At 70.1% G+C, this 21,633-nt stretch carries 21 protein-coding genes and 1 riboswitch; of the genes, 18 read left to right on the forward strand and 3 right to left on the reverse strand.

All coding sequences use genetic code 11. The annotated features are described in order from the left end of the window. The first annotated feature begins 18 nt into the window (after positions 1 to 18). Complete coding sequence (locus ABZ463_RS18995; protein ID WP_362777444.1) at positions 19 to 807, forward strand: protein kinase; 789 nt, start codon at positions 19 to 21, stop codon at positions 805 to 807. An 11-nt stretch (positions 808 to 818) separates the two neighbouring features. Here ABZ463_RS18995 and ABZ463_RS19000 read toward each other — a convergent pair whose 3' ends face one another. Next, the gene (locus ABZ463_RS19000; protein WP_362777446.1) at positions 819 to 1,901 is read right to left on the reverse strand and encodes a GNAT family N-acetyltransferase; all 1,083 of its coding nucleotides are present in this window, start codon (positions 1,899 to 1,901) and stop codon (positions 819 to 821) included. A 162-nt stretch (positions 1,902 to 2,063) separates the two neighbouring features. On the opposite strand from ABZ463_RS19000, the gene ABZ463_RS19005 reads away from it, so the two are divergent. The 10 genes from ABZ463_RS19005 (at position 2,064) to ABZ463_RS19050 (ending at position 13,642) form a co-directional block, all read left to right on the forward strand. Next, positions 2,064 to 2,933 (forward strand): tRNA (adenine-N1)-methyltransferase, encoded by an 870-nt coding sequence (locus ABZ463_RS19005; RefSeq protein WP_352013095.1) that lies wholly within the window; start codon positions 2,064 to 2,066, stop codon positions 2,931 to 2,933. A 205-nt stretch (positions 2,934 to 3,138) separates the two neighbouring features. Continuing rightward, complete coding sequence (arc, locus tag ABZ463_RS19010) at positions 3,139 to 4,902, forward strand: proteasome ATPase (RefSeq protein ID WP_352013094.1); 1,764 nt, start codon at positions 3,139 to 3,141, stop codon at positions 4,900 to 4,902. 200 nt (positions 4,903 to 5,102) lie between these two features. Next, on the forward strand, positions 5,103 to 6,269 hold the full coding sequence (locus ABZ463_RS19015) for an acyltransferase (protein ID WP_352013093.1): 1,167 nt from the start codon (positions 5,103 to 5,105) through the stop codon (positions 6,267 to 6,269). Positions 6,270 to 6,354: 85 nt separating this feature from the next. Continuing rightward, positions 6,355 to 7,872, forward strand: a complete 1,518-nt coding sequence (dop, locus tag ABZ463_RS19020; protein WP_352013092.1) for a depupylase/deamidase Dop — start codon at positions 6,355 to 6,357, stop codon at positions 7,870 to 7,872. A 78-nt stretch (positions 7,873 to 7,950) separates the two neighbouring features. After that, positions 7,951 to 8,150: riboswitch (cobalamin riboswitch) on the forward strand. Further along, a complete protein-coding gene (locus ABZ463_RS19025; protein ID WP_352013091.1) occupies positions 8,115 to 8,309 on the forward strand; it encodes a CbtB domain-containing protein in 195 nt (64 codons plus the stop codon). (Overlaps the previous riboswitch by 36 nt.) Before the next feature lie 16 nt (positions 8,310 to 8,325). Continuing rightward, positions 8,326 to 9,066 carry a CbtA family protein gene (locus tag ABZ463_RS19030; protein ID WP_352013090.1) on the forward strand — a complete coding sequence of 247 codons (741 nt, stop codon included), beginning with the start codon at positions 8,326 to 8,328 and terminating at the stop codon, positions 9,064 to 9,066. Then, a complete protein-coding gene (locus ABZ463_RS19035; protein ID WP_352013089.1) occupies positions 9,063 to 9,626 on the forward strand; it encodes a histidine phosphatase family protein in 564 nt (187 codons plus the stop codon). Before ABZ463_RS19030 ends, ABZ463_RS19035 begins: the two co-directional genes overlap by 4 nt. After that, positions 9,623 to 11,683: a putative cobaltochelatase gene (locus ABZ463_RS19040; RefSeq protein ID WP_362777451.1), complete on the forward strand. Its 2,061-nt coding sequence runs from the start codon at positions 9,623 to 9,625 to the stop codon at positions 11,681 to 11,683. Before ABZ463_RS19035 ends, ABZ463_RS19040 begins: the two co-directional genes overlap by 4 nt. 43 nt (positions 11,684 to 11,726) lie before the next feature. After that, a complete protein-coding gene (gene cobO, locus ABZ463_RS19045) occupies positions 11,727 to 12,329 on the forward strand; it encodes a cob(I)yrinic acid a,c-diamide adenosyltransferase (protein WP_352013234.1) in 603 nt (200 codons plus the stop codon). After that, positions 12,323 to 13,642 (forward strand): cobyrinate a,c-diamide synthase, encoded by a 1,320-nt coding sequence (locus ABZ463_RS19050; protein ID WP_362777453.1) that lies wholly within the window; start codon positions 12,323 to 12,325, stop codon positions 13,640 to 13,642. Before cobO ends, ABZ463_RS19050 begins: the two co-directional genes overlap by 7 nt. Positions 13,643 to 13,717: 75 nt before the next feature. Here ABZ463_RS19050 and ABZ463_RS19055 read toward each other — a convergent pair whose 3' ends face one another. Both ABZ463_RS19055 and ABZ463_RS19060 read right to left on the reverse strand, forming a co-directional pair. Then, a complete protein-coding gene (locus tag ABZ463_RS19055) occupies positions 13,718 to 14,512 on the reverse strand; it encodes a serine/threonine-protein kinase (RefSeq protein ID WP_352013086.1) in 795 nt (264 codons plus the stop codon). Positions 14,513 to 14,579: 67 nt separating this feature from the next. Then, positions 14,580 to 14,984 carry a hypothetical protein gene (locus ABZ463_RS19060; protein WP_352013085.1) on the reverse strand — a complete coding sequence of 135 codons (405 nt, stop codon included), beginning with the start codon at positions 14,982 to 14,984 and terminating at the stop codon, positions 14,580 to 14,582. A gap of 214 nt (positions 14,985 to 15,198) precedes the next feature. Here ABZ463_RS19060 and ABZ463_RS19065 point away from each other — a divergent pair, with 214 nt between their 5' ends. From ABZ463_RS19065 to ABZ463_RS19095, 7 genes are all read left to right on the forward strand, one after another. After that, entirely contained in the window at positions 15,199 to 15,408 is a 210-nt protein-coding gene (locus ABZ463_RS19065) for a ubiquitin-like protein Pup (protein WP_352013084.1), read from the forward strand. Positions 15,409 to 15,995: 587 nt separating this feature from the next. Next, on the forward strand, positions 15,996 to 16,814 hold the full coding sequence (gene prcB / locus ABZ463_RS19070) for a proteasome subunit beta (RefSeq protein WP_352013233.1): 819 nt from the start codon (positions 15,996 to 15,998) through the stop codon (positions 16,812 to 16,814). A 19-nt stretch (positions 16,815 to 16,833) separates the two neighbouring features. Further along, positions 16,834 to 17,625, forward strand: coding sequence for a proteasome subunit alpha (prcA, locus tag ABZ463_RS19075; RefSeq protein WP_362777458.1), 792 nt, complete (start codon positions 16,834 to 16,836; stop codon positions 17,623 to 17,625). A gap of 119 nt (positions 17,626 to 17,744) precedes the next feature. Next, positions 17,745 to 18,251, forward strand: coding sequence for a hypothetical protein (locus ABZ463_RS19080; protein ID WP_352013082.1), 507 nt, complete (start codon positions 17,745 to 17,747; stop codon positions 18,249 to 18,251). Positions 18,252 to 18,430: 179 nt separating this feature from the next. Beyond that, positions 18,431 to 19,789 carry a Pup--protein ligase gene (gene pafA, locus ABZ463_RS19085; RefSeq protein WP_352013081.1) on the forward strand — a complete coding sequence of 453 codons (1,359 nt, stop codon included), beginning with the start codon at positions 18,431 to 18,433 and terminating at the stop codon, positions 19,787 to 19,789. A 96-nt stretch (positions 19,790 to 19,885) separates the two neighbouring features. Further along, positions 19,886 to 20,833: an FKBP-type peptidyl-prolyl cis-trans isomerase gene (locus tag ABZ463_RS19090; protein ID WP_352013080.1), complete on the forward strand. Its 948-nt coding sequence runs from the start codon at positions 19,886 to 19,888 to the stop codon at positions 20,831 to 20,833. A 151-nt stretch (positions 20,834 to 20,984) separates the two neighbouring features. Then, positions 20,985 to 21,626, forward strand: a complete 642-nt coding sequence (locus tag ABZ463_RS19095) for a transcriptional regulator (RefSeq protein ID WP_362777462.1) — start codon at positions 20,985 to 20,987, stop codon at positions 21,624 to 21,626. Positions 21,627 to 21,633 lie beyond the last annotated feature (7 nt).

Below are 21,633 nucleotides of genomic sequence, written 5' to 3' on the forward strand. Positions count from 1 at the left end.
ACGTCGAAGGGAACGCCGGTGGAGGGTATCGCCGACTACGAGTTCGTCCGCCCGCTGGGAACGGGCAACCATGGCGAGTTCTACCTGGCGAGGAGACCGCGGCGGCTGCCGGTCGAGGCCGACCTGGTGGCGGTGAAGGTGGTCGGCGGCACCGGCAAGGACGCCTTCCGGCGGGCGACCAGGGAGCTGAAGGCCTTCGCCACGGTGCGCTCGCCGTACCTCGTGACGCTCTACGACGCGGGGCAGCAGGGTGGGGTCTTCTACTACTCGATGGAGTACTTACCCGAGGGCTCGCTGAGACTGCCCGCCGGGACGCCCTCGCGGGAGCGGGTCCTGCGTTCGGTCGCGTGCGCGGCCCAGGCCGTCCAGGCGCTGCACGAGGGGGGCATCCTGCACCGGGACGTCCATCCGGGCAACGTGCTGCTCACAGAGACCGGGGGCAAGCTGTCGGACCTGGGCCTGTCGCAGGTGTTCGCGCCCGGCGCGACGGTGACCGGGATGGGCGGCATCGGGTCGGCCGAGTTCACCGACCCCGCGCTGCTGCGGGGCGGTGACCCCTCTCCCGAGGGAGACGTGTGGTCGCTCGGGGCCACACTGCACTGGTCGATGACCCGCACCGGCCTGTACGGCGAGCTGCCCGTCCACGACCCGCTGCTGACCCTGCGCAGGGTCAGCACGACGCCGCCGTCGGTCAGCGGCGATCTGGAGCCGGAGCTGGCCGACCTCGTCCGGGCCTGCATCGGGGACATGGCCGCGCGGCCGACCGCCAGGGGGGTCGCGGACCGCCTGCACGCGCTGCTCGACTGAAGGGGCCGGTCCTACCCTCGCAGCCTGTACCACTGCAGGTCGTCCAGGCGGGTGCCGTCAGGGCCGGGCAGCAGGCCGTGCACCAGGCCCTCCCTGGTGAAGCCCGCGCGCTCAAGCACCCGGTGCGAGGCGTGGTTGTCCGGGGCGGTGCCCGCGACGACCCTGGTCAGCGGGGTGTGCTCGAAGGCCCACTCGACGAGCAGGTTCACCGCCCGCGCGGTGAACCCCCTGCCGCGGAAGGCGGGCAGCAGGCTGTAGCCGGTCATCGCCTGGCCGAGCACCGGGACGATCGAGGTCAGCTGGATGTGCCCGGCGAAGGCGTCCGTCGCGGCCTCCCTGATGGTCAGCTCGACGCGTTCGCCCGCCAGCCAGTGCGCCCCCGCCTCCCGGCACAGTTTCTCGACCCTGGCCATGTCCGGCCCCTCCGGGGGGACGCTGTAGCGCACGACGTCGGGCAGGTTCTCCAGCGCGTGGTGGTCGGCGGCATCCTGGGGGCCCAGGGGCCTCAGCCGTACCACGCCGTCGGACAGCGAACCGTCCGGCAGGGCGGGCAGGAAGGGCTGGACGCGTTCGCCGGACTCGCCGTACAGGCGGGCGAAGGCGATCAGGTCGCTCCTGCCGCCGTCCCTGCGGGCCTCGGCCGAGCGCCTGACGCCCTCGCGCTGGAAGCCCGCGGCGAGCGCGACCCGCTGGCTGGCCAGGTTCTCGACATCGGTCAGCAGTTCGAGCCGCCGCACCCCGAGGGCGAAGGCCCATTCGGTGAGCGCCCTGGTGGCCGCCGTCGCGACCCCCCGCCCCTGCGCCCACGGAGCGACCAGGTAGCCCACCTCGCCGTTGCCGCGCGCGTCGAGCGGCCTGAGGCCGATGTTGCCCATCCACTCGTCCGTCTCGGTGTCGGCGATGGTGAAGGAGGCGCCGCCGTCCCGCCAGGACCGCTCGGCCGCCCTCAGGTAGGCGAACGCGTCGTCACGGGTGTACGGCACCGGCAGGGTCGGCAGGAAACGGCTGATCCGAGGGTCGTCGCAGGCGCGGGCGATCGACTCGACGTCGGTCTCGGCCGGTGGGCGCAGGACGACGTCCCGGGAAAGGATCACGTCTTGTGGGAGCATCCCCAAGTGCTATCAGTTCCCCATGAAGGGGGACCAATCATTTCGGTCCGATCACGCTCTCCGGCGTGCGTCGAGGCCTTCATCGGGCCTTCATCGGGTCCTCGCCGGCGGGACGGGTGGCGGCCGGGCGCCGATAACCTTGCGGGCATGGGTTTTCGCAGGCATGGGCCGTTTCAGGCCGGGGATCAGGTTCAGCTCACCGATCCCAAGAACAAGCGTCACACGGTGACGCTGAAGGAAGACGGGGTCTTCCACACGCACAAGGGCGGCATCCCGCACAGCGACCTGATCGGCCGGCCCGAGGGGTCGGTGGTGCGTTCGTCCGGCGGCACCCAGTATCTCGCGTTCCGGCACCTGCTCCAGGACTACACGCTGTCCATGCCGCGTGGCGCCGCGGTCATCTACCCCAAGGACTCGGCGCAGATCGTCGCCATGGCCGACATCTTCCCCGGCGCGCGTGTCGTCGAGGCGGGGGTCGGCTCGGGCGCGCTGACCTGCTTCCTGCTGCGCGCGGTCGGCTCCGAGGGCCGGGTCACCTCCTACGAGCGGCGTGAGGACTTCGCCGAGGTCGCCACCAAGAACGTGGAGAAGTTCTACGGCGGCCCGATGGACCAGTGGCGCCTGGTCGTCGGTGACTTCGTGGACGCGCTCGACGAGAGCGACGTCGACCGGATCATCCTGGACATGCTCGCGCCGTGGGAGTGCGTCGACGCCGCGGCCAAGGCCCTCACTCCGGGTGGTGTCATCTGCTGTTATGTGGCGACAACCACCCAATTGTCCCGCACGGTGGAAACTCTCCGCGAACACGGGAGTTTCACCGAGCCTCATGCGTGGGAGACCCTGGTTCGCGACTGGCATGTCGAGGGCCTCGCCGTACGGCCGGACCACAGGATGGTCGGGCACACCGGGTTTCTCGTCACCGCGCGTCGCATGGCGGACGGGGTGACCCCACCACCGCGTCGCAGGCGTCCAGCAAAGGGGGCATATGGCGAAGAGTCCACCTCTTCCACCAGTTGATGACGATTCAGCCACGAGGGTGCGCCGGAGAGTGACGCGGGAACAGAACTCCGTGTTCTTATGCTCCAAGGACTAAACGCACCATAAGGGATTGTTAAGTGCCTACTTAATGTAGGCATACGAACACTGCTCGGCCAGGTAAGGGACAGCCCCCAGATGGGTAGGGTTTTGAGTAGTCGGTCTCGACTGGGAAGGAGGTGACGCCGTGGCAGCTCGCGACGACGCCGAGGCTCGTGCCGCGCAGCGCGAACGGGAGGTCGCCGACCTCACAGCACAGGTCTCCTTCCTGCAGGAGGAGATCACCACGCTACGTCGGAAGCTGACGGAGTCTCCCCGGCAGGCCAGGATTCTCGAAGAGCGTCTCCATGAAGCACAGGCGAACCTCGCGGCCGTAACCGGCCAGAACGAGCGGCTCGTGGCCACCCTCAAGGAGGCCAGGGACCAGATCGTCGCGCTCAAGGAGGAAGTCGACCGGTTGGCGCAGCCGCCCTCCGGCTTCGGCGTGTTCCTTGAGTCCAGGGAAGACGGCACGGTGGAGGTCTTCACCGGCGGTCGCAAACTTCGAGTGAACGTCAGTCCAGCGGTGGACGTCGACTCGCTGAAGCGTGGCCAGGAGGTCATGCTCAACGAGGCGCTCAACGTCGTCGAGGCCCTCGGATACGAGGAGGTCGGCGAGATCGTCATGCTCAAGGAGCTCCTTGAGGACGGCCAGCGCGCGCTGGTGATCTCGCACGCCGACGAGGAGCGGGTGGTGAGACTGGCCGAGTCGCTGCTCGACCAGCCGATCCGCGCGGGCGACTCGCTGCTGCTTGAGCCGCGCTCCGGTTACGTCTACGAGCGCATTCCCAAGTCCGAGGTCGAGGAGCTCGTCCTGGAGGAGGTGCCCGACATCTCCTACGAGGAGATCGGCGGGCTCATGCGGCAGATCGAGCAGATCAGGGACGCCATCGAGCTTCCCTACCTGCACGCCGACCTCTTCCGCGAGCACAAGCTCCGTCCCCCGAAGGGCGTGCTGCTGTACGGCCCGCCCGGATGCGGCAAGACGCTCATCGCCAAGGCGGTGGCCAACTCCCTGGCCAAGCAGGTCGCGGAGAAGACCGGCCAGTCGGGCAAGAGCTTCTTCCTCAACATCAAGGGTCCCGAGCTTCTCAACAAGTACGTCGGCGAGACCGAGCGGCACATCCGCCTGGTCTTCCAGCGCGCCAGGGAGAAGGCCTCCGAGGGCACCCCGGTGATCGTGTTCTTCGACGAGATGGACTCGATCTTCAGGACCCGTGGCTCCGGCGTCTCCTCCGACGTCGAGAACACCATCGTTCCCCAGCTGCTGTCCGAGATCGACGGTGTCGAGGGCCTGGAGAACGTCATCGTCATCGGCGCCTCCAACCGTGAGGACATGATCGACCCGGCGATCCTGCGGCCCGGCCGTCTGGACGTCAAGATCAAGATCGAGCGGCCGGACGCCGAGGCGGCCAGGGACATCTTCTCGAAGTACCTCATCGAGGACCTTCCGCTGCACACCGACGACCTTGCCGAGCACGGTGAAAGCCGTGGCGGCACGATCTCGGCGATGATCCAGCGGGTGGTCGAGAGGATGTACGCCGAGAGCGAGGAGAACCGCTTCCTTGAGGTGACCTACGCCAACGGTGACAAGGAGGTCCTGTACTTCAAGGACTTCAACTCCGGCGCGATGATCCAGAACATCGTGGACCGCGGCAAGAAGATGGCCATCAAGCAGTTCCTGGACACCGGGCAGAAGGGGCTGCGGATCCAGCACCTGCTGGCGGCCTGCGTGGACGAGTTCTCCGAGAACGAGGACCTGCCCAACACCACCAACCCCGACGACTGGGCCCGCATCTCCGGCAAGAAGGGCGAGCGGATCGTCTACATCCGCACCCTCGTGACGGGCAAGCAGGGCACCGAGGCAGGCCGGTCCATCGACACGGTCGCCAACACCGGTCAGTACCTGTAGAAGCACCACCAAGGCGGCGCGTGCCCTTTCGAGGGCGCGCGCCGCCTTCGCGTGTCCCCTCCACGGGCCCTCGGAAAACCGCCGCGAGGCCCGGAAGGAGGGTCACGGAAAACAGCGGGAACAAGATCCGGGCCGAGGGAACCCGGTTGATCGAAACACCGTCCAAGTGGCGTGCGTGAACACTTCGCCCCGGCGGGCACATGACCGGCACGGCCGCAAAGGGAACCGGCCGCCTCGCCGAACTCGACCTCCTGCGTTTCCTCGCCGCCGCCGGGGTCGTCTCCTTCCACTACCTCATCGCCTTCGCCTCGGTCTGGGGGGAGCGTCCGGCGAAGTTGTTCCCGGAGACGGCCACCCCGGCGGGCCTGGGCATCCTCGGCGTCGAGCTGTTCTTCATGATCAGCGGCTTCGTGATCCTGATGAGCGTCTGGGGGCGGGGGCTGGGCGCCTTCGCCCTGTCACGCCTGGTGCGGCTCTTTCCCGCCTACTGGATCAGCGTGGGCGTCGTCGCGGCCGTCTACGGCCTGGGCGCGGCCACCGCCCTGGACCCCAAGCTCGGCCTGCGCGACTACCTGGTCAACCTGACCATGTTCCAGCGCGCCTTCGGCCTGACCGACGCCAACGGCGTCTACTGGTCGCTCTGGGCCGAGCTTCGCTTCTACCTGCTGATCTCGATCCTGGTGATCGTCGGGGTGACGTTCACCCGCTGCCTGGTCTTCATGGGCGTGTGGCTGCTGGCGGCCGGGATCTTCACCGGCAACGAGAACGAGTGGGTACAGCTGATCGTGATGCCGAAGTACGCGGCGTACTTCGTCGGCGGCATGGCCTTCTTCCTCATGACCAAGCACGGCCCCAGGCCGGTGCTGTGGTGCGTGGCCGGGCTCAGCGGCGGACTGGCGGTCTACGCGGCCCTGGCCAGGGTCGAGGGCCGCATCGACGCGGTGGGCTACGCCGCGATGCCGGTGCCCGGCTGGACGGTCGTCGTGACCGTCGTGATCTTCTACGTGCTCATGGCGCTGGTGGCGCTGGGCGCCCTCGGCTGGCTGCGCTGGCGCGGGCTGGTCGTGCTCGGCGCGCTGACCTACCCCCTCTACCTGTTCCACTCGACGGTCGCCGCCGTGCTCGTGCCCGTCCTGCGCGACACGCTCGCGCCCTGGCTGACCGTCGCGGTCACCGTGCTGGTCACGCTGGTGCTGTCCTACCTGGTCCACCGGCTCGTCGAGCGGCCCATCCAGGAGTTCGTCAAGGCCAGGCGGCGGCGGGCGGCCGTACCACAGGGGAGGCACGGACGCGGTCCCGGCGGGGGAGCGGTTCCCGCTCCGGGGGCCCCGGGAGAAAACGCCTCAGAAAAGGCCTCTGTGCCATAACTGTCTGGTCACCGGGGATAGTGAAGGGTCTAGGGTCGGGGATATATACGGCGGAGTAGTCGTCCTGGATGAACAGAGGGTGCGCATGACGGTACGGCGGGTGATGGGCATCGAGACCGAATACGGCATCTCCGTGCCCGGACAGCCGGGGGCCAACGCGATGGTGACCTCCTCCCAGGTGGTGAACGCCTATCTGGCGGCCTCGGCGGCCAGGGCCAGGCGGGCACGCTGGGACTTCGAGGAGGAGAACCCTCTGCGCGACGCCCGGGGCTTCGACCTGTCCAGGGAGGTGGCCGACCAGAGCCAGCTCACGGACGAGGATCTGGGCCTGGCCAACGTGATCCTCACCAACGGGGCCCGGCTGTACGTGGATCACGCCCATCCCGAATACTCGACTCCCGAATGCACCAATCCACGAGCCGCGGTGATCTGGGACAAGGCGGGGGAGCGCGTCATGCACGACGCCGCGACGCGCGCCTCGGCCGTCCCCGCCAACGCTCCGATCCAGCTCTACAAGAACAACACCGACAACAAGGGCGCCTCCTACGGCTGCCACGAGAACTACCTGATGCGGCGCGCCACGCCGTTCGCCGACATCGTCAGGTATCTGACCCCGTTCTTCGTCTCCCGGCAGGTCGTCGTCGGTGCCGGCAGGGTCGGCATCGGCCAGGACTCCCGGGGCGAGGGCTTCCAGATCAGTCAGCGTGCCGACTTCTTCGAGGTCGAGGTCGGCCTGGAGACCACGCTCAAGCGGCCGATCATCAACACCAGGGACGAGCCGCACGCCGACCCGGAGAAGTACCGCAGGCTGCACGTCATCATCGGCGACGCCAACATGTCGGAGATCTCGACCTACCTGAAGCTGGGCTCGACCGCGCTGGTCCTCGCCATGATCGAGGACGGCTACTTCACCCGTGACCTCGCGGTCGACAACCCGGTCCAGGCGCTGCGCGCGGTCTCCCACGACCCCACGCTGAAGTACGAGATCGCGATGCGCGACGGCCGCAGGCTCACCGCGGTGCAGCTGCAGATGGAGTATCTGGAGCTGGCCCGCAAGTACGCCGAGGAGCGCAGCGGGAACGGCGTCGACGAGATCACCAAGGACGTCCTCGACCGCTGGGAGTCCGTCCTGACCCGTCTGGCCGAGGACCCGATGCAGCTGTCGCGGGAGCTCGACTGGGTGGCCAAGCTCGAACTGCTGGAGGGCTACCGTACCCGTGACGGCCTGGCCTGGTCCCACCCGCGGCTGCAGCTGGTGGACCTGCAGTACTCCGACATCCGCCCCGAGCGCGGCCTGTACAACCGGCTGGTCGCCCGGGGCAGGATGCAGCGCCTGGTGACCGAGGACGAGGTGCGGCGGGCCATCGAGGCGCCGCCGAGCGACACGCGGGCCTACTTCAGGGGTCGTTGCCTGAGCCAGTTCAGCGAGTCGGTCGCCGCCGCGTCCTGGGACTCGGTCATCTTCGACATCCCGGGCAGGGAGTCCCTGCAGCGCGTTCCGACCATGGAGCCGCTGCGCGGTACGAAGGCCCATGTCGGAGAGCTGTTCGACCGCTGTCGCACCGCCGCCGACCTGGTCACCGCTCTCACCGGCGATCAGTGACCTCCCGTGCGGGCGGGTGCTCCCGCCCGCACGGTTTATGGCTTTGTGTCCGCTATCGCATGGATTGACGGACGCTGTGAACCGGTATACATTCCGGGTGTTTTGTGGCGGTGCGAGGGAAATCCGGTGAGATTCCGGTGCGGTCGCGCCACTGTAACCGGCCCGAGAGGGTGGGGAGCCAGGTCACTCGGCCGCCACCGACCTACGAAAAGGGGCGCGTCAATCCCCTGAAGGAGGTGGCCGTGAGCCAGATCTCTGCTCCGCCGGTCAAGCCCATCCCGCTCGGTTCGCTCACCCGCTGGCTTCTCGCCGTACCGGTGCTGCTGCTCCTCGCCTACCTGGTCGCCTTCGACCAGGGCGCGATCTCGCAGGCCGGTAACTACCTGCACGAACTCATGCACGACGGGCGTCACCTGCTCGGTGTTCCCTGCCACTGAGCGCACCGAGCCACACGTGATCACCAAACTCATCGTCAGAGGCATGCTCGTCGGCCTTCTCGCAGGACTGCTCGCCGGAGTGTTCGCCTACACCGTGGGCGAACCCCGCGTCGAGCGGGCCATCGCGCTGGAGGAGGCCGCGGCGGCCTCCTCCGGCACCGGTGCCCACAGTCACGAGGCGGCCGAGCCCGCCCACTCCCACGGGGAGGAGGCGCCGGTCAGCAGGAACGGCCAGCGCTTCGGCCTCTTCCTCGCCTTGGCCCTGTACGGCCTGGCTCTCGGGGGCCTGTTCGCCCTCGTGTACGCGGGGGTGCGCGGCCGGGTCGGCCCGAGATCGGAACCGCTGCTGGCGGTCTCCCTCGCGGCGGCGGCGTTCGTCGCGATCGTCCTTATCCCTTTCGTGAAATATCCCGCCAACCCACCGGCCGTCGGTGACCCGGAGACGATCAACCAGCGCACGGTGCTCTACCTGGTCGCCGTCGCCATCGGCATCCTCTCCGTCGGCGCCGCGGCGGCCGCGCACCGCTACGTCTCCTCCGAGGAGGCGTGGCCGCGCTGGCTCGCGGGCGGTGCGGCGCTGCTGGTGCCGGTCGCGGCGGCCTGGATCCTGCTGCCCGGGATCGACGAGGTGCCCGAGGGGTTCCCCGCCGGTCTCCTGTGGGACTTCCGCCTGGCCTCCCTCGGGACACAGGCGGTGTTCTGGCTGGGCGTAGGAGCCCTGTTCGCCTTCGCCGCGCGCAGGCGCAGCCCGGCGTGACGGCCCCCTCGGGGGTCGCGCGCCTGCTGCTGGTCTGTCACGCCTCGACACGGGCGACGGCACGGGCGGCCTTTCCCGGAGACGAGCCGCTCGACGGGAACGGCCTGCGCCGCGCCCGGGCGCTGGCCCCGCGGATCGGTCCGGGCCGGGCCGTCCGCGGAGCCGAGCTGCGTTGCGCGCAGACGGCCGAGGCGCTCGGCCTGCGTGCCGGGCCGGAGCCGTCGCTCGCCGACTGCGACTACGGGCGCTGGCGCGGCATGACGCTGGCCGAGGTCGAGGCGGCCGATCCCGAAGGACTCGCGGCCTGGCTCACCGACCCGGCGGCGGCCCCCCACGGCGGGGAGCCGATCACCGGACTCGTCGGCCGGGTCGCGGCCTGGCTCGCGGTCCTCGGCCCGGGGCGGACGGTCGCCGTCACCCACGCTCCGGTGGTCAGGGCCGCGGTCGTGCACGCCCTCGGCGCCCCGGCCCATGCCTTCTGGCGCGTCGACGTCGCGCCCCTCGCCCTGGTGACGCTCACCGGGCGGGGCGGACGCTGGCGGCTGAGTTACCCCGTATGACGAGAGCCGAGGAGGCAGTCAAGGTGCGCGACCCGCGCTATCCCTTCACCGCGATCGTGGGGTCGGAGGACCTCAAGCTCGCCCTGATCCTGAACGCCGTCTCCCCCGGTGTCGGCGGAGTCCTGGTCAGAGGGGAGAAGGGCACGGCCAAGTCCACGATCGTGCGGGCGCTCGCGGCGCTGCTCCCGCCCGTCGAGGTGGTGCGTGGCTGCCGCTTCTCCTGTGACCCCGCCGCCCCGGACCCCGGCTGCCCGGACGGCCCGCACGAGGCCGCCCCCGGCACCGTACGGCCCGCCAGGCTCGTCGAGCTGCCGGTCGGCGCCTCAGAGGATCGCCTCGCGGGCTCACTCGACCTGGAACGGGCGCTCACCGAGGGGGTGAAGGCCTTCGAGCCCGGCCTGCTCGCCGACGCGCACCGGGGCGTCCTCTACGTCGACGAGGTCAACCTCCTGCACGACCACCTGGTGGACCTGCTGCTCGACGCCGCCGCGCTCGGCACCTGCTACGTCGAACGCGAGGGCGTCTCGGTACGGCACGCCGCCAGGTTCCTGCTGGTGGGGACCATGAACCCGGAGGAGGGGGAGCTACGTCCCCAGCTCCTCGACAGGTTCGGGCTGACCGTGGAGGTCAGGGCGTCGCGGGAGGTGTCCCAGCGGGCCGAGGTGGTCCGGCGGCGCCTGGCCTTCGAGGCCGACCCGGTCGCCTTCGCCGCCTCGTGGCAGGCGCGGGAACGGGAACTGGCCACGCGTGTCGCCGAAGCCAGGGCCAGGGTCGCCGAGGTCACCCTGCCGGACTCCGCGCTGCGGAGCATCGCCACGGTCTGCGCCGCCTTCGAGGTCGACGGCCTGCGGGCCGACCTGGTCACCGCGCGGGCGGCCATCGCGCACGCCGCGTGGCGGGGCGGGACGACCGTGACGGCCGAGGACGTCCGCGAGGCCGCCAGGCTCGCCCTCCCGCACCGCCGCCGCCGCGACCCCTTCGACGCGCCGGGCCTGGACGAGGCCAGGCTGGACGAACTCCTCGACCAGACGCCCGAGGACCCGGAGGAGCCGGACGACCCCGGTGACGGTCCGGAGGGCGGTCCCGGCGACGGTCCGGAGGGCGGTCCCGGAGGAGGCCCGGACAGCCCGGGGAGCGGCCCCGGTGGTTCCGGCGAGGACGTCCCGGGGACGGAGCCGGCCGAACCGGCGAGCCGGGAGGGCGTCCCCGCGCCCGCCGGGGGAGACGCCGCGACCGGGCGGACGGGAGACGACCGGGTCGCCGAGGCCGACCCCGCGAGGCGCGCCAGGCTGTTCACCGTGCCCGGTCTCGGCGCCGGGGCCCCGGGCCGCAGGTCCAGGGCCGCGACCCCGCTGGGCAGGGTGACCGGGGCCAGGGTCCCGGGGGGACGGCCCGCCTCCCTGCACCTGCGGGCGACCGTCGAGGCCGCCGCGCCGTACCAGGTGGGACGGGGCAGGAACGGGCCCGGCCTGCTGCTGCGGCGCGAGGACCTCAGGGAGGCCGCGCGCGAGGGCAGGGAGGGCAACCTGGTGCTGTTCGTCGTGGACGCCAGCGGATCCATGGCGGCCAGGCGGCGCATGAGCGCGGTCAAGGGCGCCGTGCTCGGCCTGCTTCTCGACGCCTACCAGCGCCGTGACAAGGTAGGCCTGGTCACCTTCCGGGGCGCCCGCGCCGACCTGGTGCTGCCGCCGACCTCCTCGGTCGAGGCAGGGGCCGCCCGGCTGCGCGAGCTGCCGACCGGCGGACGCACCCCGCTGGCGGCGGGGCTGCTGCGCGCGGCCGAGGTCCTGCGGGTCGAGCGCCTGCGTGACCCGTCCCGGCGTCCGCTGCTGGTCCTGGTGACCGACGGGCGGGCGACCTCCGGCACCGTCGAGGAGGCCCACAGGGCGGCGGCGCTGCTGGCCGGGGTCGCCACGGTCGTGGTCGACTGCGAGACGGGGCACATCCGCCTCGGGCTGGCCGCGTCCCTGGCCCGGCGGATGGGCGCGCGGGCCGTGCGCCTCGACGACCTCACCGACCTCGCCGGAGTGGTCCGTGACAGGCGGGCCGCCGCGTGAGAACCGCTCCCGCGAGCCGTACGAGAACGAAAGGCTGATGACGATGCCCCAGGGGAAACCGGTCAGCGTGCCCGACGACGGGCTGACCACCAGGCAGCGCCGCACCCGGCCGTTGCTGATCGTCCACACCGGGCCGGGCAAGGGCAAGTCGACCGCGGCCTTCGGCCTGGCGTTGCGGGCCTGGAACCAGGGCTGGCCCATCGGCGTGTTCCAGTTCGTCAAGTCCGCCAAGTGGCGCATCGGCGAGGAGCGGGCGCTACGGGTGCTGGGTGAGTCCGGTGAGGGCGGCACGGTGTCCTGGCACAAGATGGGGGAGGGGTGGTCCTGGATCCAGCGGCCGGGCGCCGAGGAGGACCACGCCGCGGACGCCAGGGAGGGCTGGGAGCAGATCAAGCGTGACCTGGCCGCGCGGACCTTCCGGCTGTACGTCCTCGACGAGTTCACCTATCCGATGAAGTGGGGCTGGATCGACGTCGACGAGGTCGTCGCCACGCTCACCTCCCGCCCCGACGGCCAGCACGTCGTCGTCACCGGGCGGGACGCCGACCCCCGCCTGGTCGCCGCCGCCGATCTGGTGACGGAGATGGGCAAGGTCAAGCACCCCATGGACGCCGGGCAGAAGGGGCAGAAGGGCATCGAATGGTAGCCCGGCTGGTGATCGCGGCCCCCGCGTCCGGTGCGGGGAAGACCACGGTCGCGACCGGGCTGATGGCCGCGCTCACCCGGAGAGGCACCCGGGTCTCCCCGCACAAGGTGGGGCCCGACTACATCGACCCGGGCTACCACGCCCTGGCCACCGGCCGTCCCGGACGCAACCTCGACCCGTGGCTCGTCGGTGAGGAACTGATCGCCCCGCTGTTCCTGCACGGCGCCGCCGGGGCCGACCTGGCGGTGGTCGAGGGGGTGATGGGCCTGTACGACGGGGCGGGCACGAGCGAGTACGCCTCGACCGCGCACGTCGCCAGGCTGCTGCAGGCCCCGGTCGTCCTGGTGGTCGACGCGGCCAGGCAGAGCCGGTCGGTCGCGGCGCTCGTGCACGGTTTCGCCTCCTACGACACCCGGATTCGCCTCGGCGGGGTGATCCTCAACCGGGTCGGCTCCGCCAGGCACGAGGAGTTGTGCCGCGCGGTCCTGGCCGAGAGCGGCGTCCCGGTGCTCGGCGCGATCCACCACAGCGACCTGGTGAACACCCCCTCCCGCCATCTCGGCCTGGTCCCCGCGGCCGAACGCGCCACGCAGGCGGCCGGTGCCATGGACGCCGTCGCCGACCTGGTCGCCGCCTCGTGCGACCTGGGGGAACTGCTGCGGCTCGCCCGTACCGCCCCCGCCCTGTCCGCGCGGCCGTGGAGCCCGGGGCCCGCCGTACCGGCGACCAAGAGAGTCGCGGTCGCCGCAGGGCAGGCGTTCACCTTCGGGTACACCGAGCAGGCGGAGCTGCTGGCGGCGGCGGGGGCCGAGGTCGTCCCCTTCGACCCGCTGGCGGACGAGGCCCTGCCCGAGGGGACGGGCGGCGTCGTCATCGGCGGGGGCTTCCCCGAGGTCTACGCCGCCGAGCTGTCGGCGAACGAGCCGCTGCGCAGGGAGGTCGCCGCGTTCGGCGGGCCGATCTCCGCCGAGTGCGCCGGTCTGCTGTATCTCGCCAGGCGGCTGGACGGCAGGCCCATGTGCGGGGTCTTCGACCTGGAGGCCAGGATGACGGGGACCCTCACCCTGGGCTACCGCGACGCGGTCGCGGTCGAGGACTCGGTGCTGACCCGGGCGGGGGAGCGCTACCGGGGGCACGAGTTCCACCGCACCGCCGTCGACCCCGCGCCGGGAAGGCCGCTGTTCCGCTGGAGGGGAGGGGCGGACGGGTTCGCCTCCGGCCCGGTCGTGGCCTCCTACCTCCACCTGCACTGGGCGGGCACCCCCCGGCTGGCCACCCGGTTCGTCGAGGCCTGTATCCGATCTACATCGTAAAGGCGTCGGCTCCGGAAAGCACGACGCCATGGGACCCGCACAGGGCGGGTCCCATGGCGGACGACGGAAAACGGTTCAGGCGGCGCTGAAGCAGCGGACCTTGGCCAGCATGGCCGAGGTCTGCTCGGCGCTCAGGCGCGCCCTGGGGTCCTTGCGCAGCAGCCCGCGCAGGACGGGTTCGAGCGCGCCCGCCCGCTGCGGGGCCCGCGCGGGCTCGCGCAGCGCCTCGACCAGCGCGGGCATCGAGTTGACCGTCCTGAACGGGGTCCTGCCCTCGACGGCCATGTAGAGGGTCGCCCCGAAGGACCACATGTCCGCCTCGCGGGTGCCGCCCCGGCCGTGCAGGGTCTCCGGGGCGATGAAGGCCGGGGTGCCGCGCATCGAGTTGCCCGCGGTGCCCTCGGGGGCGGCGAAGCCGAAGTCCGCGAGCACCACCCGGTCGCCCGTCAGCATGATGTTGGCGGGCTTGATGTCACGGTGGATCACGCCGCCGTCGTGCGCGTGCCGCAGCGCGTCGAGCAGCCTGCGGCCCATCCCCGCCACCAGATCGACCGGGAGCGGCCCCGCCTGGACGAGCGTGTCGTGCAGGGTGAGGGCTTCGAGGAACTCCATGACGATCCAGAGCCGTTCGGCCTCCTCGGCCAGGTTGTGGACCGTCACGATGCCCCGATGGCTGAGCCTGGCGGCCATCCGGGCCTCGCGCACCACCCGCCGCCGCTGCTCGGCCGCGGCCGGACCCGGTGGCAGGGCGATCTCCTTGAGCGCCACCTTCCGTTCGAGTAACAGGTCATAGGCGCGCCATACCACGCCCGTCGCACCCCGGCCTACGGGGGAGTGAAGCTTGTAACGGCTGGCGACGATGGTGCTCACGGTCCAATGATCGCAGTTTTACACCGGGTTGGCCTACTCGGAACGGTCCTGACTCGCCGGAGCGGCCTCAGATCAGGCCGATGCCGAGCAGCAACGTGCCCGCGGCGAGGAACACGCCGCCGAGGACCGTGAGCCAGATCAGCTTGTTCGGCTTGGTGTCCGACGGGCGTACGACCGACAGGAAGAAGCCGAGCGGCATCAGGATCGGTGACGAGACGATCAGGAGCCTGGTCAGCCTCTGGAGGCCCTCTCCCCAGTGGGTCTGGTCGATGTAGAACAGCGCGACGAGCGAGAACAGGACCAGGACGCCGGCGTGGGCGTGCCCGGCTCGCCACAGGTTCTGCCGTACGGGGTTGTCGAGATAGCCGGGGACGTTGCGCATGATGTGCGTCAGCAGCATGAGCCCGCCGAAGGCGATGGTGGGCACGGTGATCAGGAGCACTCCGGCGGTGCTCAGCGTCTCGGGGGGCATTGGGCTCCTTCTGGAAGGCCGATGTCGGCCCATCATTGGATAGAGTAGCTATCTAGTCAAGTGGGATTTGCCGCCGGAGGCTTCGGGAGGGTTGTCTTGGGGCGAGTCCGGGGAGTTCGCGGTCCTCGTAAAGATCGAGGACGATCCACGCGAAATGTCCGCCGGTTCGGGGAAGATATGGGACAACGACGTCCCCCATGTGGAGGTGCCACAGATGGCTAGCAAGGACACCGGAGGCCAGAAGCAGACCGGGCGGACCGACAAGGAGGTCGAGGAGACCGCGCAGGCCGACTCCACCGACGTCCAGGACCGCCACGAGAAGCTCTCCGACGACGTCGACGCCATTCTCGACGAGATCGACGAGGTGCTTGAGGAGAACGCGGAGGAGTTCGTCAGGTCCTACGTCCAGAAGGGCGGCCAGTAGCCGGTCGTCCGCGTCCGCGGTCCGGAGGCGGAAGTCCGGAGGCGGCGGCTCCGCGGGTGAGAGCCCGGGATCGGCGCCTCCGGGGTGAGCGTCCGGAGACGAGAGGGGAAGTCAGACAGGCCCGGGGCAGAGCGGGGTGAGGCCGCGCGCGGCGGCACCGGCCCCCCGGGTGGTTCGACGGCGTTGGTGAACGTGGGAAGACGAGAGGCGGACCGGCTCAGGGTACGGCCGGGCCGCGCGACGACAGGCCGATCGGCCGTCGCCGGTCCCGCCGCGCCCTGACGGCGCGGACCGGCGCGGGCGGACGGGTGAGACGAAACAGCCACCCGTCCCCTTTTTTCTGGGTTCTCCGGCCGCCCGAAGGGCCCTCCCGTCCGTGCGGAGAGCCGGGCAGGAGACCCCCGCGTGTGGGCGCGGAACGCGGCGCCCGCGCGGATGTAAAGATTCGAAGACGCTCCCGGAGAGGGTTCGCGCTGAGCTGATCCAGGGAAGTGCATGCAGCACGACAAGATGAGTAAGGTCGGGCCTTATAGGACCGCACCTTTGGAGGGAGTCGCGTGGGATCGCACAGGGACCTGCCCGCCGGCATGGTGAATCACATCTTCACGAACAGCGGCATTTCCTCGTTCACCGAGTTCGTCGGCTCCTACGCGCCGGACTTGTTGCCCGGCAGAAACGAGACCCTGGCGGCCCCGGTAGGAGACCACGTCCCGCATGCGACCACGATCGTCGCCGCGACCTGCGCGGGCGGTGTGGTGATGGCCGGTGACCGCAGGGCGACCTCGGGGAACATCATCTCCCAGCGGGACATGGAGAAGGTGTTCCGCACCGACGACTTCTCGTGCATGGGCATCGCCGGGGCGGCCAGCACCGGCCTTGAGATGGCCCGCCTCTACCGGGTCGAGCTGGAGCACTACGAGAAGATGGAGGGCAGGACGCTCTCCGTCGCCGGGAAGGCCAACCGCCTGGCCACGATGATCCGCGGCAACCTCGGCATGGCGATGCAGGGCCTGGCCGTCGTGCCGTTGTTCGCCGCCTACGACCCGGAGATCGACGGCGGGCGGATCTTCGGATACGACGTCGGCGGCGGGCCGTACGAGCAGCACCAGCACCACGCGATCGGCTCGGGATCGATCTTCGCGCGTGGTTCGCTGAAGAAGCTCTACCGGGAGAACTCCTCGCCGGAGGAGGTCGTGCGGGCGCTCGTCAACGCGCTGTACGACGCGGCCGACGACGACTCGGCGACCGGCGGCCCCGACGTCACCCGCAAGATCTGGCCCGTCGTAGCGCAGATCACCGCCGACGGCTTCCGCCGTCTGTCCGACGAGGAGGTCGGCGCCCACGTCCAGACAGTCCTCGAAGGGCGCATGAGCTCCCCCGACGGCCCCGTCGCCCCGCTGCGCTAACACGAGAGGATCACCCCAGGTGTCCATACCCTTTGGATATGTCTCGCCCGAGCAGCAGATGCGGGACAAGGCGGACTACGCGCGTAAGGGGATCGCGCGAGGCCGCAGCGTCGTCGTCCTGCAGTACGAGCACGGCATCCTGTTCGTCGCCCCCAACCCCTCCCGGGCCCTGCACAAGATCAGCGAGATCTACGACAAGATCGGGTTCGCCGCGGTCGGCCGCTACAACGAGTTCGAGGCTCTGCGCCTCGGCGGCATCCGTTACGCCGACATCAACGGCTACAACTACGCCAGGGACGACGTCACCGCGCGCGGACTGGCCAACCTCTACGCGCAGAACCTCGGTCAGATCTTCACCGAGTCGCCCAAGCCCTTCGAGGTCGAGATCGTGGTCGCCGAGGTCGGTGACAGCGCGGAGGAGGACCACATCTACCGCCTCACCTTCGACGGCTCGGTCTTCGACGAGACCGGCCTGGTGGCGATGGGCGGTCAGGCGGAGGCGGTCGCGGGCAGGCTCAAGGAGCGCTACCGCGAGGGCATGCCGCTGGCCGAGGCCCTTGAGGCGGCGCTGTTCGCGCTCACCGAGCCGGGCGGCGAGCGTCCTCCGGCCGGTCAGCTCGAGGTCGCGGTGCTCGACCGCAACCGGCCGCACCGCAAGTTCCTGCGCCTGAACGGTCCGCGTCTGGAGCAGGCCCTCGCCGAGGGACGGCCCCAGGACGCCGCGTCCGAGGCGGAGGCCGGTACGGCGCAGGCCTCCGATCTGCCGCCGACCGCGCCCGAGGGCGACATCGACACCGGCTCCAACGGCTGACGGGCCGTCCCGGCTGTGGTGAGAGCGCCGTGTCCCCGTGTGGGGCACGGCGCTCCGCTGTGATGTGGATCACTGTCCGCCCGGCGAACCCGGCCCACACGGTGGTCGTCGTAACGGGCATGAAACGCTCCATGCTGGCCGTGGCCGCCGCCCTCTCCGTCGCCCTGGGCGGCGCGATCCCCGCCGAGGCCGCGGTGATTCCGAACTTCCCCAAGCCGAAGATCTTCGGGACCACCTTCCAGAGCGATCCGGGCCACGACTTCACCAAGCACATCAGCTCCCGTAAGGACGGCATCCTGCGCGGCTGGATCACCCACGTCGGACGTACCCAGGTGGAGTACAAGCCGATCAAGTGGAAGAGGGACAAGTACACCGAGGGGTACTTCGTCGGTCCGCCCGAGGGGGATGTGACCGCCTACGCCTCACCCGTCGCCAAGAACGTCGTCTTCCTGAGCGCCTTCGGCTGCTCGGCGAAGATGACCGGGACCACCGTCGACAAGGGGGGCCTGGGCGCCAAGCGGTGCTCCAGGAAGGCCCTGCTGACCAGGGCGAAGAGCACCCGCCCCTCGCTGATCACCGTGTACCGGGGGCAGATCGTCAAGGTCCAGGAGATCTACACCCCCTGAGCCGGGTGCGGGGTGGCCCTCCGCACCGGCATCCCCATCATCTCCGTACGGCTCGCGCCCGCCTCACCGGGCGTGAGCCCCGCTCACGCTTAGCCGATCCCCGCCGGGGGCATAAGCCATACGACCGAAAACCCCACTGATCCCTCCCGCAGGAGGGGTTCGGCGAATAGTGTGAGGCAATGGACCGTCGCATCTTCGGGCTTGAGAACGAGTACGGCGTCACCTGCACGTTCAGGGGACAGCGGCGGCTGTCGCCCGACGAGGTCGCGCGTTACCTATTCCGCAGAGTCGTCTCCTGGGGCCGGTCGAGCAACGTCTTCCTGCGCAACGGCGCGCGCCTCTACCTCGATGTCGGCAGCCACCCGGAGTACGCAACCCCCGAGTGCGACAACGTCGTGGAGCTCGTCACCCACGACAAGGCGGGTGAGCGCATCCTGGAGGGCCTGCTCGTCGACGCGGAGAAGCGGCTGCGCGAGGAGGGCATCGCCGGGGACATCTACCTGTTCAAGAACAACACCGACTCGGCCGGCAACTCCTACGGCTGCCACGAGAACTACCTGGTCGGCAGGCACGGGGAGTTCGGCCGCCTGGCGGACGTGCTCATTCCCTTCCTGGTCACCCGGCAGATCATCTGCGGCGCGGGCAAGGTGCTGCAGACCCCGCGTGGCGCGGTCTACTGCGTCTCCCAGCGGGCCGAGCACATCTGGGAGGGCGTCTCCAGTGCGACGACCCGTTCTCGGCCGATCATCAACACCCGTGACGAGCCGCACGCGGACGCCGAGCGCTTCCGCCGCCTGCACGTCATCGTCGGCGACTCCAACATGAGCGAGACGACGATGCTGCTCAAGGTCGGCGCGACCGACCTGGTGCTGCGCATGATCGAGGCGGGCACCGTGATGCGCGACCTTTCGCTGGAGAACCCGATCCGGGCCATCAGGGAGGTCTCCCACGACATGACCGGGCGGCGGCGGGTGCGCCTGGCCAACGGCAGGGAGGCGTCCTCGCTGGAGATCCAGCAGGAGTACCTCGCCAAGGCACGTGACTTCGTCGACCGCAGGGGCGGTGACAAGATCAGCGAGCGGGTGCTGGAGCTGTGGGAGCGGACGCTCACCGCGGTCGAGACGGGAAACCTGGACCTGGTCTCCAGGGAGATCGACTGGGTCACCAAGTACCAGCTGATCGAGCGCTACCGCAGGAAGTACGACCTGCCGCTGTCCAGCCCCAGGGTCGCCCAGCTCGACCTCGCCTACCACGACGTGCACCGGCGCCGGGGCCTGTTCTACCTGCTGCAGAAGCGCGGCGCGGTCGAACGGGTCGCCTCCGACCTGAAGATCTTCGAGGCCAAGTCGGTGCCGCCGCAGACCACCAGGGCGAAGCTGCGCGGGGAGTTCATCCGCAGGGCGCAGGAGAAGCGGCGCGACTTCACCGTCGACTGGGTCCACCTGAAGCTCAACGACCAGGCACAGCGCACGGTGCTGTGCAAGGACCCCTTCCGTAGCGTGGACGAAAGGGTGGACAAGTTGATCGCGGGCATGTGACGGTCATGCTTCGGTAAGGTCATCGGCGGTCTTAGCACGCCCGTATGTGTTGACGGGTAGTGTGACGCAAACCTGACGTCTTTCAGAAGGATATTCATGCGCCGCCGCAGCCTGGCCGTACTGGCCGCAGTGCCACTGTTGTTCGCCGCCGCCTGTGGCTCCGAAGGGGGGTCGGGGGCACAGGCCACCACCTCCGCCGGGACGGCGCCCGAGCTGAAGGTCACCGGGGCGGTGAACACCAAACCGACCGTCGAGTTCCCGGCGAAGGTCACGGAGGCCTCCTCCTACCGGGTGCTCACGCCCGGAACCGTCGGCACCCCCGCGAAGGACGGTGCCAGCGTGGTGGCCAACCTCACCGTCTTCACCTGGGACGGCAAGCAGAACAAGCTGGTCGGCTCGACCTACGACGAGGGTGGTCCGCAGCTGATCACCCTCAACGAGCAGATCCCCGAGATCCTGCGCAAGGGCTTCGCCGAGACCAAGGGCGGAGGCAGGTTCCTGTCGGTCGTCGGCAAGGACGCGCTGCCCAAGGAACAGCAGGCCCAGGCGCCCGCGGGCCAGTCGCAGGTCTTCGTGGTCGACGTGATCGACGTCCCCGCGGGCAAGGCCGCCCAGGGCGAGGCGACCGACCCCACCCTCAAGGGGATCAAGGTCGAGAACCCCGGTGGGGAGGCCGCGCCCAAGCTGACCACCAAGACCGACGAGAAGGCCCCCAAGGAACTGGTCGCCAAGACCGTGATCAAGGGCACCGGTCCCGAGGTCAAGTCGGGCCAGTCGATCCTGGTCCAGTACGTCGGCAAGATCTGGGGTTCCGATCTGGAGTTCGACAGCAGTTGGTCGCGCGGTGGCGCGCCGATCATGTTCCAGATCGGCACCGGCCGGGTCATCAAGGGCTGGGACCAGGGCCTGGTCGGCGTCCCGGTCGGCAGCCGGGTGCTGCTGAGCATCCCGCCGGACCTGGGTTACGGCAAGGAGGGCTCCGGCGACAAGATCAAGGGGACCGACACGCTGGTCTTCCTGGTGGACGTCCTCAAGGCCTACTGACCCGCTTGAGCGCTCAAGGGACCCGGTCACGCACCCGCGTGGCCGGGTCCTTCGTGTCACCGGTACCGGTGCCGTACGTGAGGAGTGCCGGCACCCAAGCCCCGCGACGCCGTCAGGCGGCGCAAAAGGAACACCGCCTAGAATCCCGGCTGTGAGCAGCGATGACCTCGGCACGGTCGCGGCCCTGCACGATCCCGTGAGGCGGGCCGTCTACGAGTATGTGGCCTCCCTGGGGCGTGAGGCGGGGCGCAACGAGACCGCGGAGGCGGTCGGGGTGCAACGGACCCTGGCGGCCTTCCACCTCGACAAGCTGGTCGAGGCCGGCCTGCTGGAGGCGGGTTTCAAGCGCCTGACCGACAGGACGGGGCCGGGAAGCGGCCGTCCGGCGAAGGTCTACCGCAGGGCGCGAGGGGAGTGGCAGGTCAGCGTCCCGGCCAGGGACTACCGCTCCATGGCGTCGATGTTGGCCGAGGCGGTCGACCGCCTCGGCGGGGACGAGGTGGCCGACGAGGTCGCGCGGCGGGCGGGCGCGAAGCTGGCGGAACGGGGCGAGGACCTGACCGGGGCGCTGCGCGGACGAGGATACGAACCCTACGAGGAGGACGGCGCGCTGCGGTTGCGCAACTGTCCCTTCCACGTGTTGTCGCAGGAGCAGCCGCTGCTGGTGTGCTCGATGAACCTGGCGCTGTGCCGGGGGCTGCTCGACGCCCTGGGAGAGGAGGACCGTACGGCCAGGTTGGACCCCCGTCCTGGGGAGTGCTGCGTCGCCTTTTCTAAAAACAATGAAGATTGACATAGAA

The sequence above is a fragment of the Streptosporangium sp. NPDC020145 genome (genome assembly GCF_040631275.1).
In the GTDB taxonomy this organism is placed as follows: Bacteria; Actinomycetota; Actinomycetes; order Streptosporangiales; family Streptosporangiaceae; genus Streptosporangium.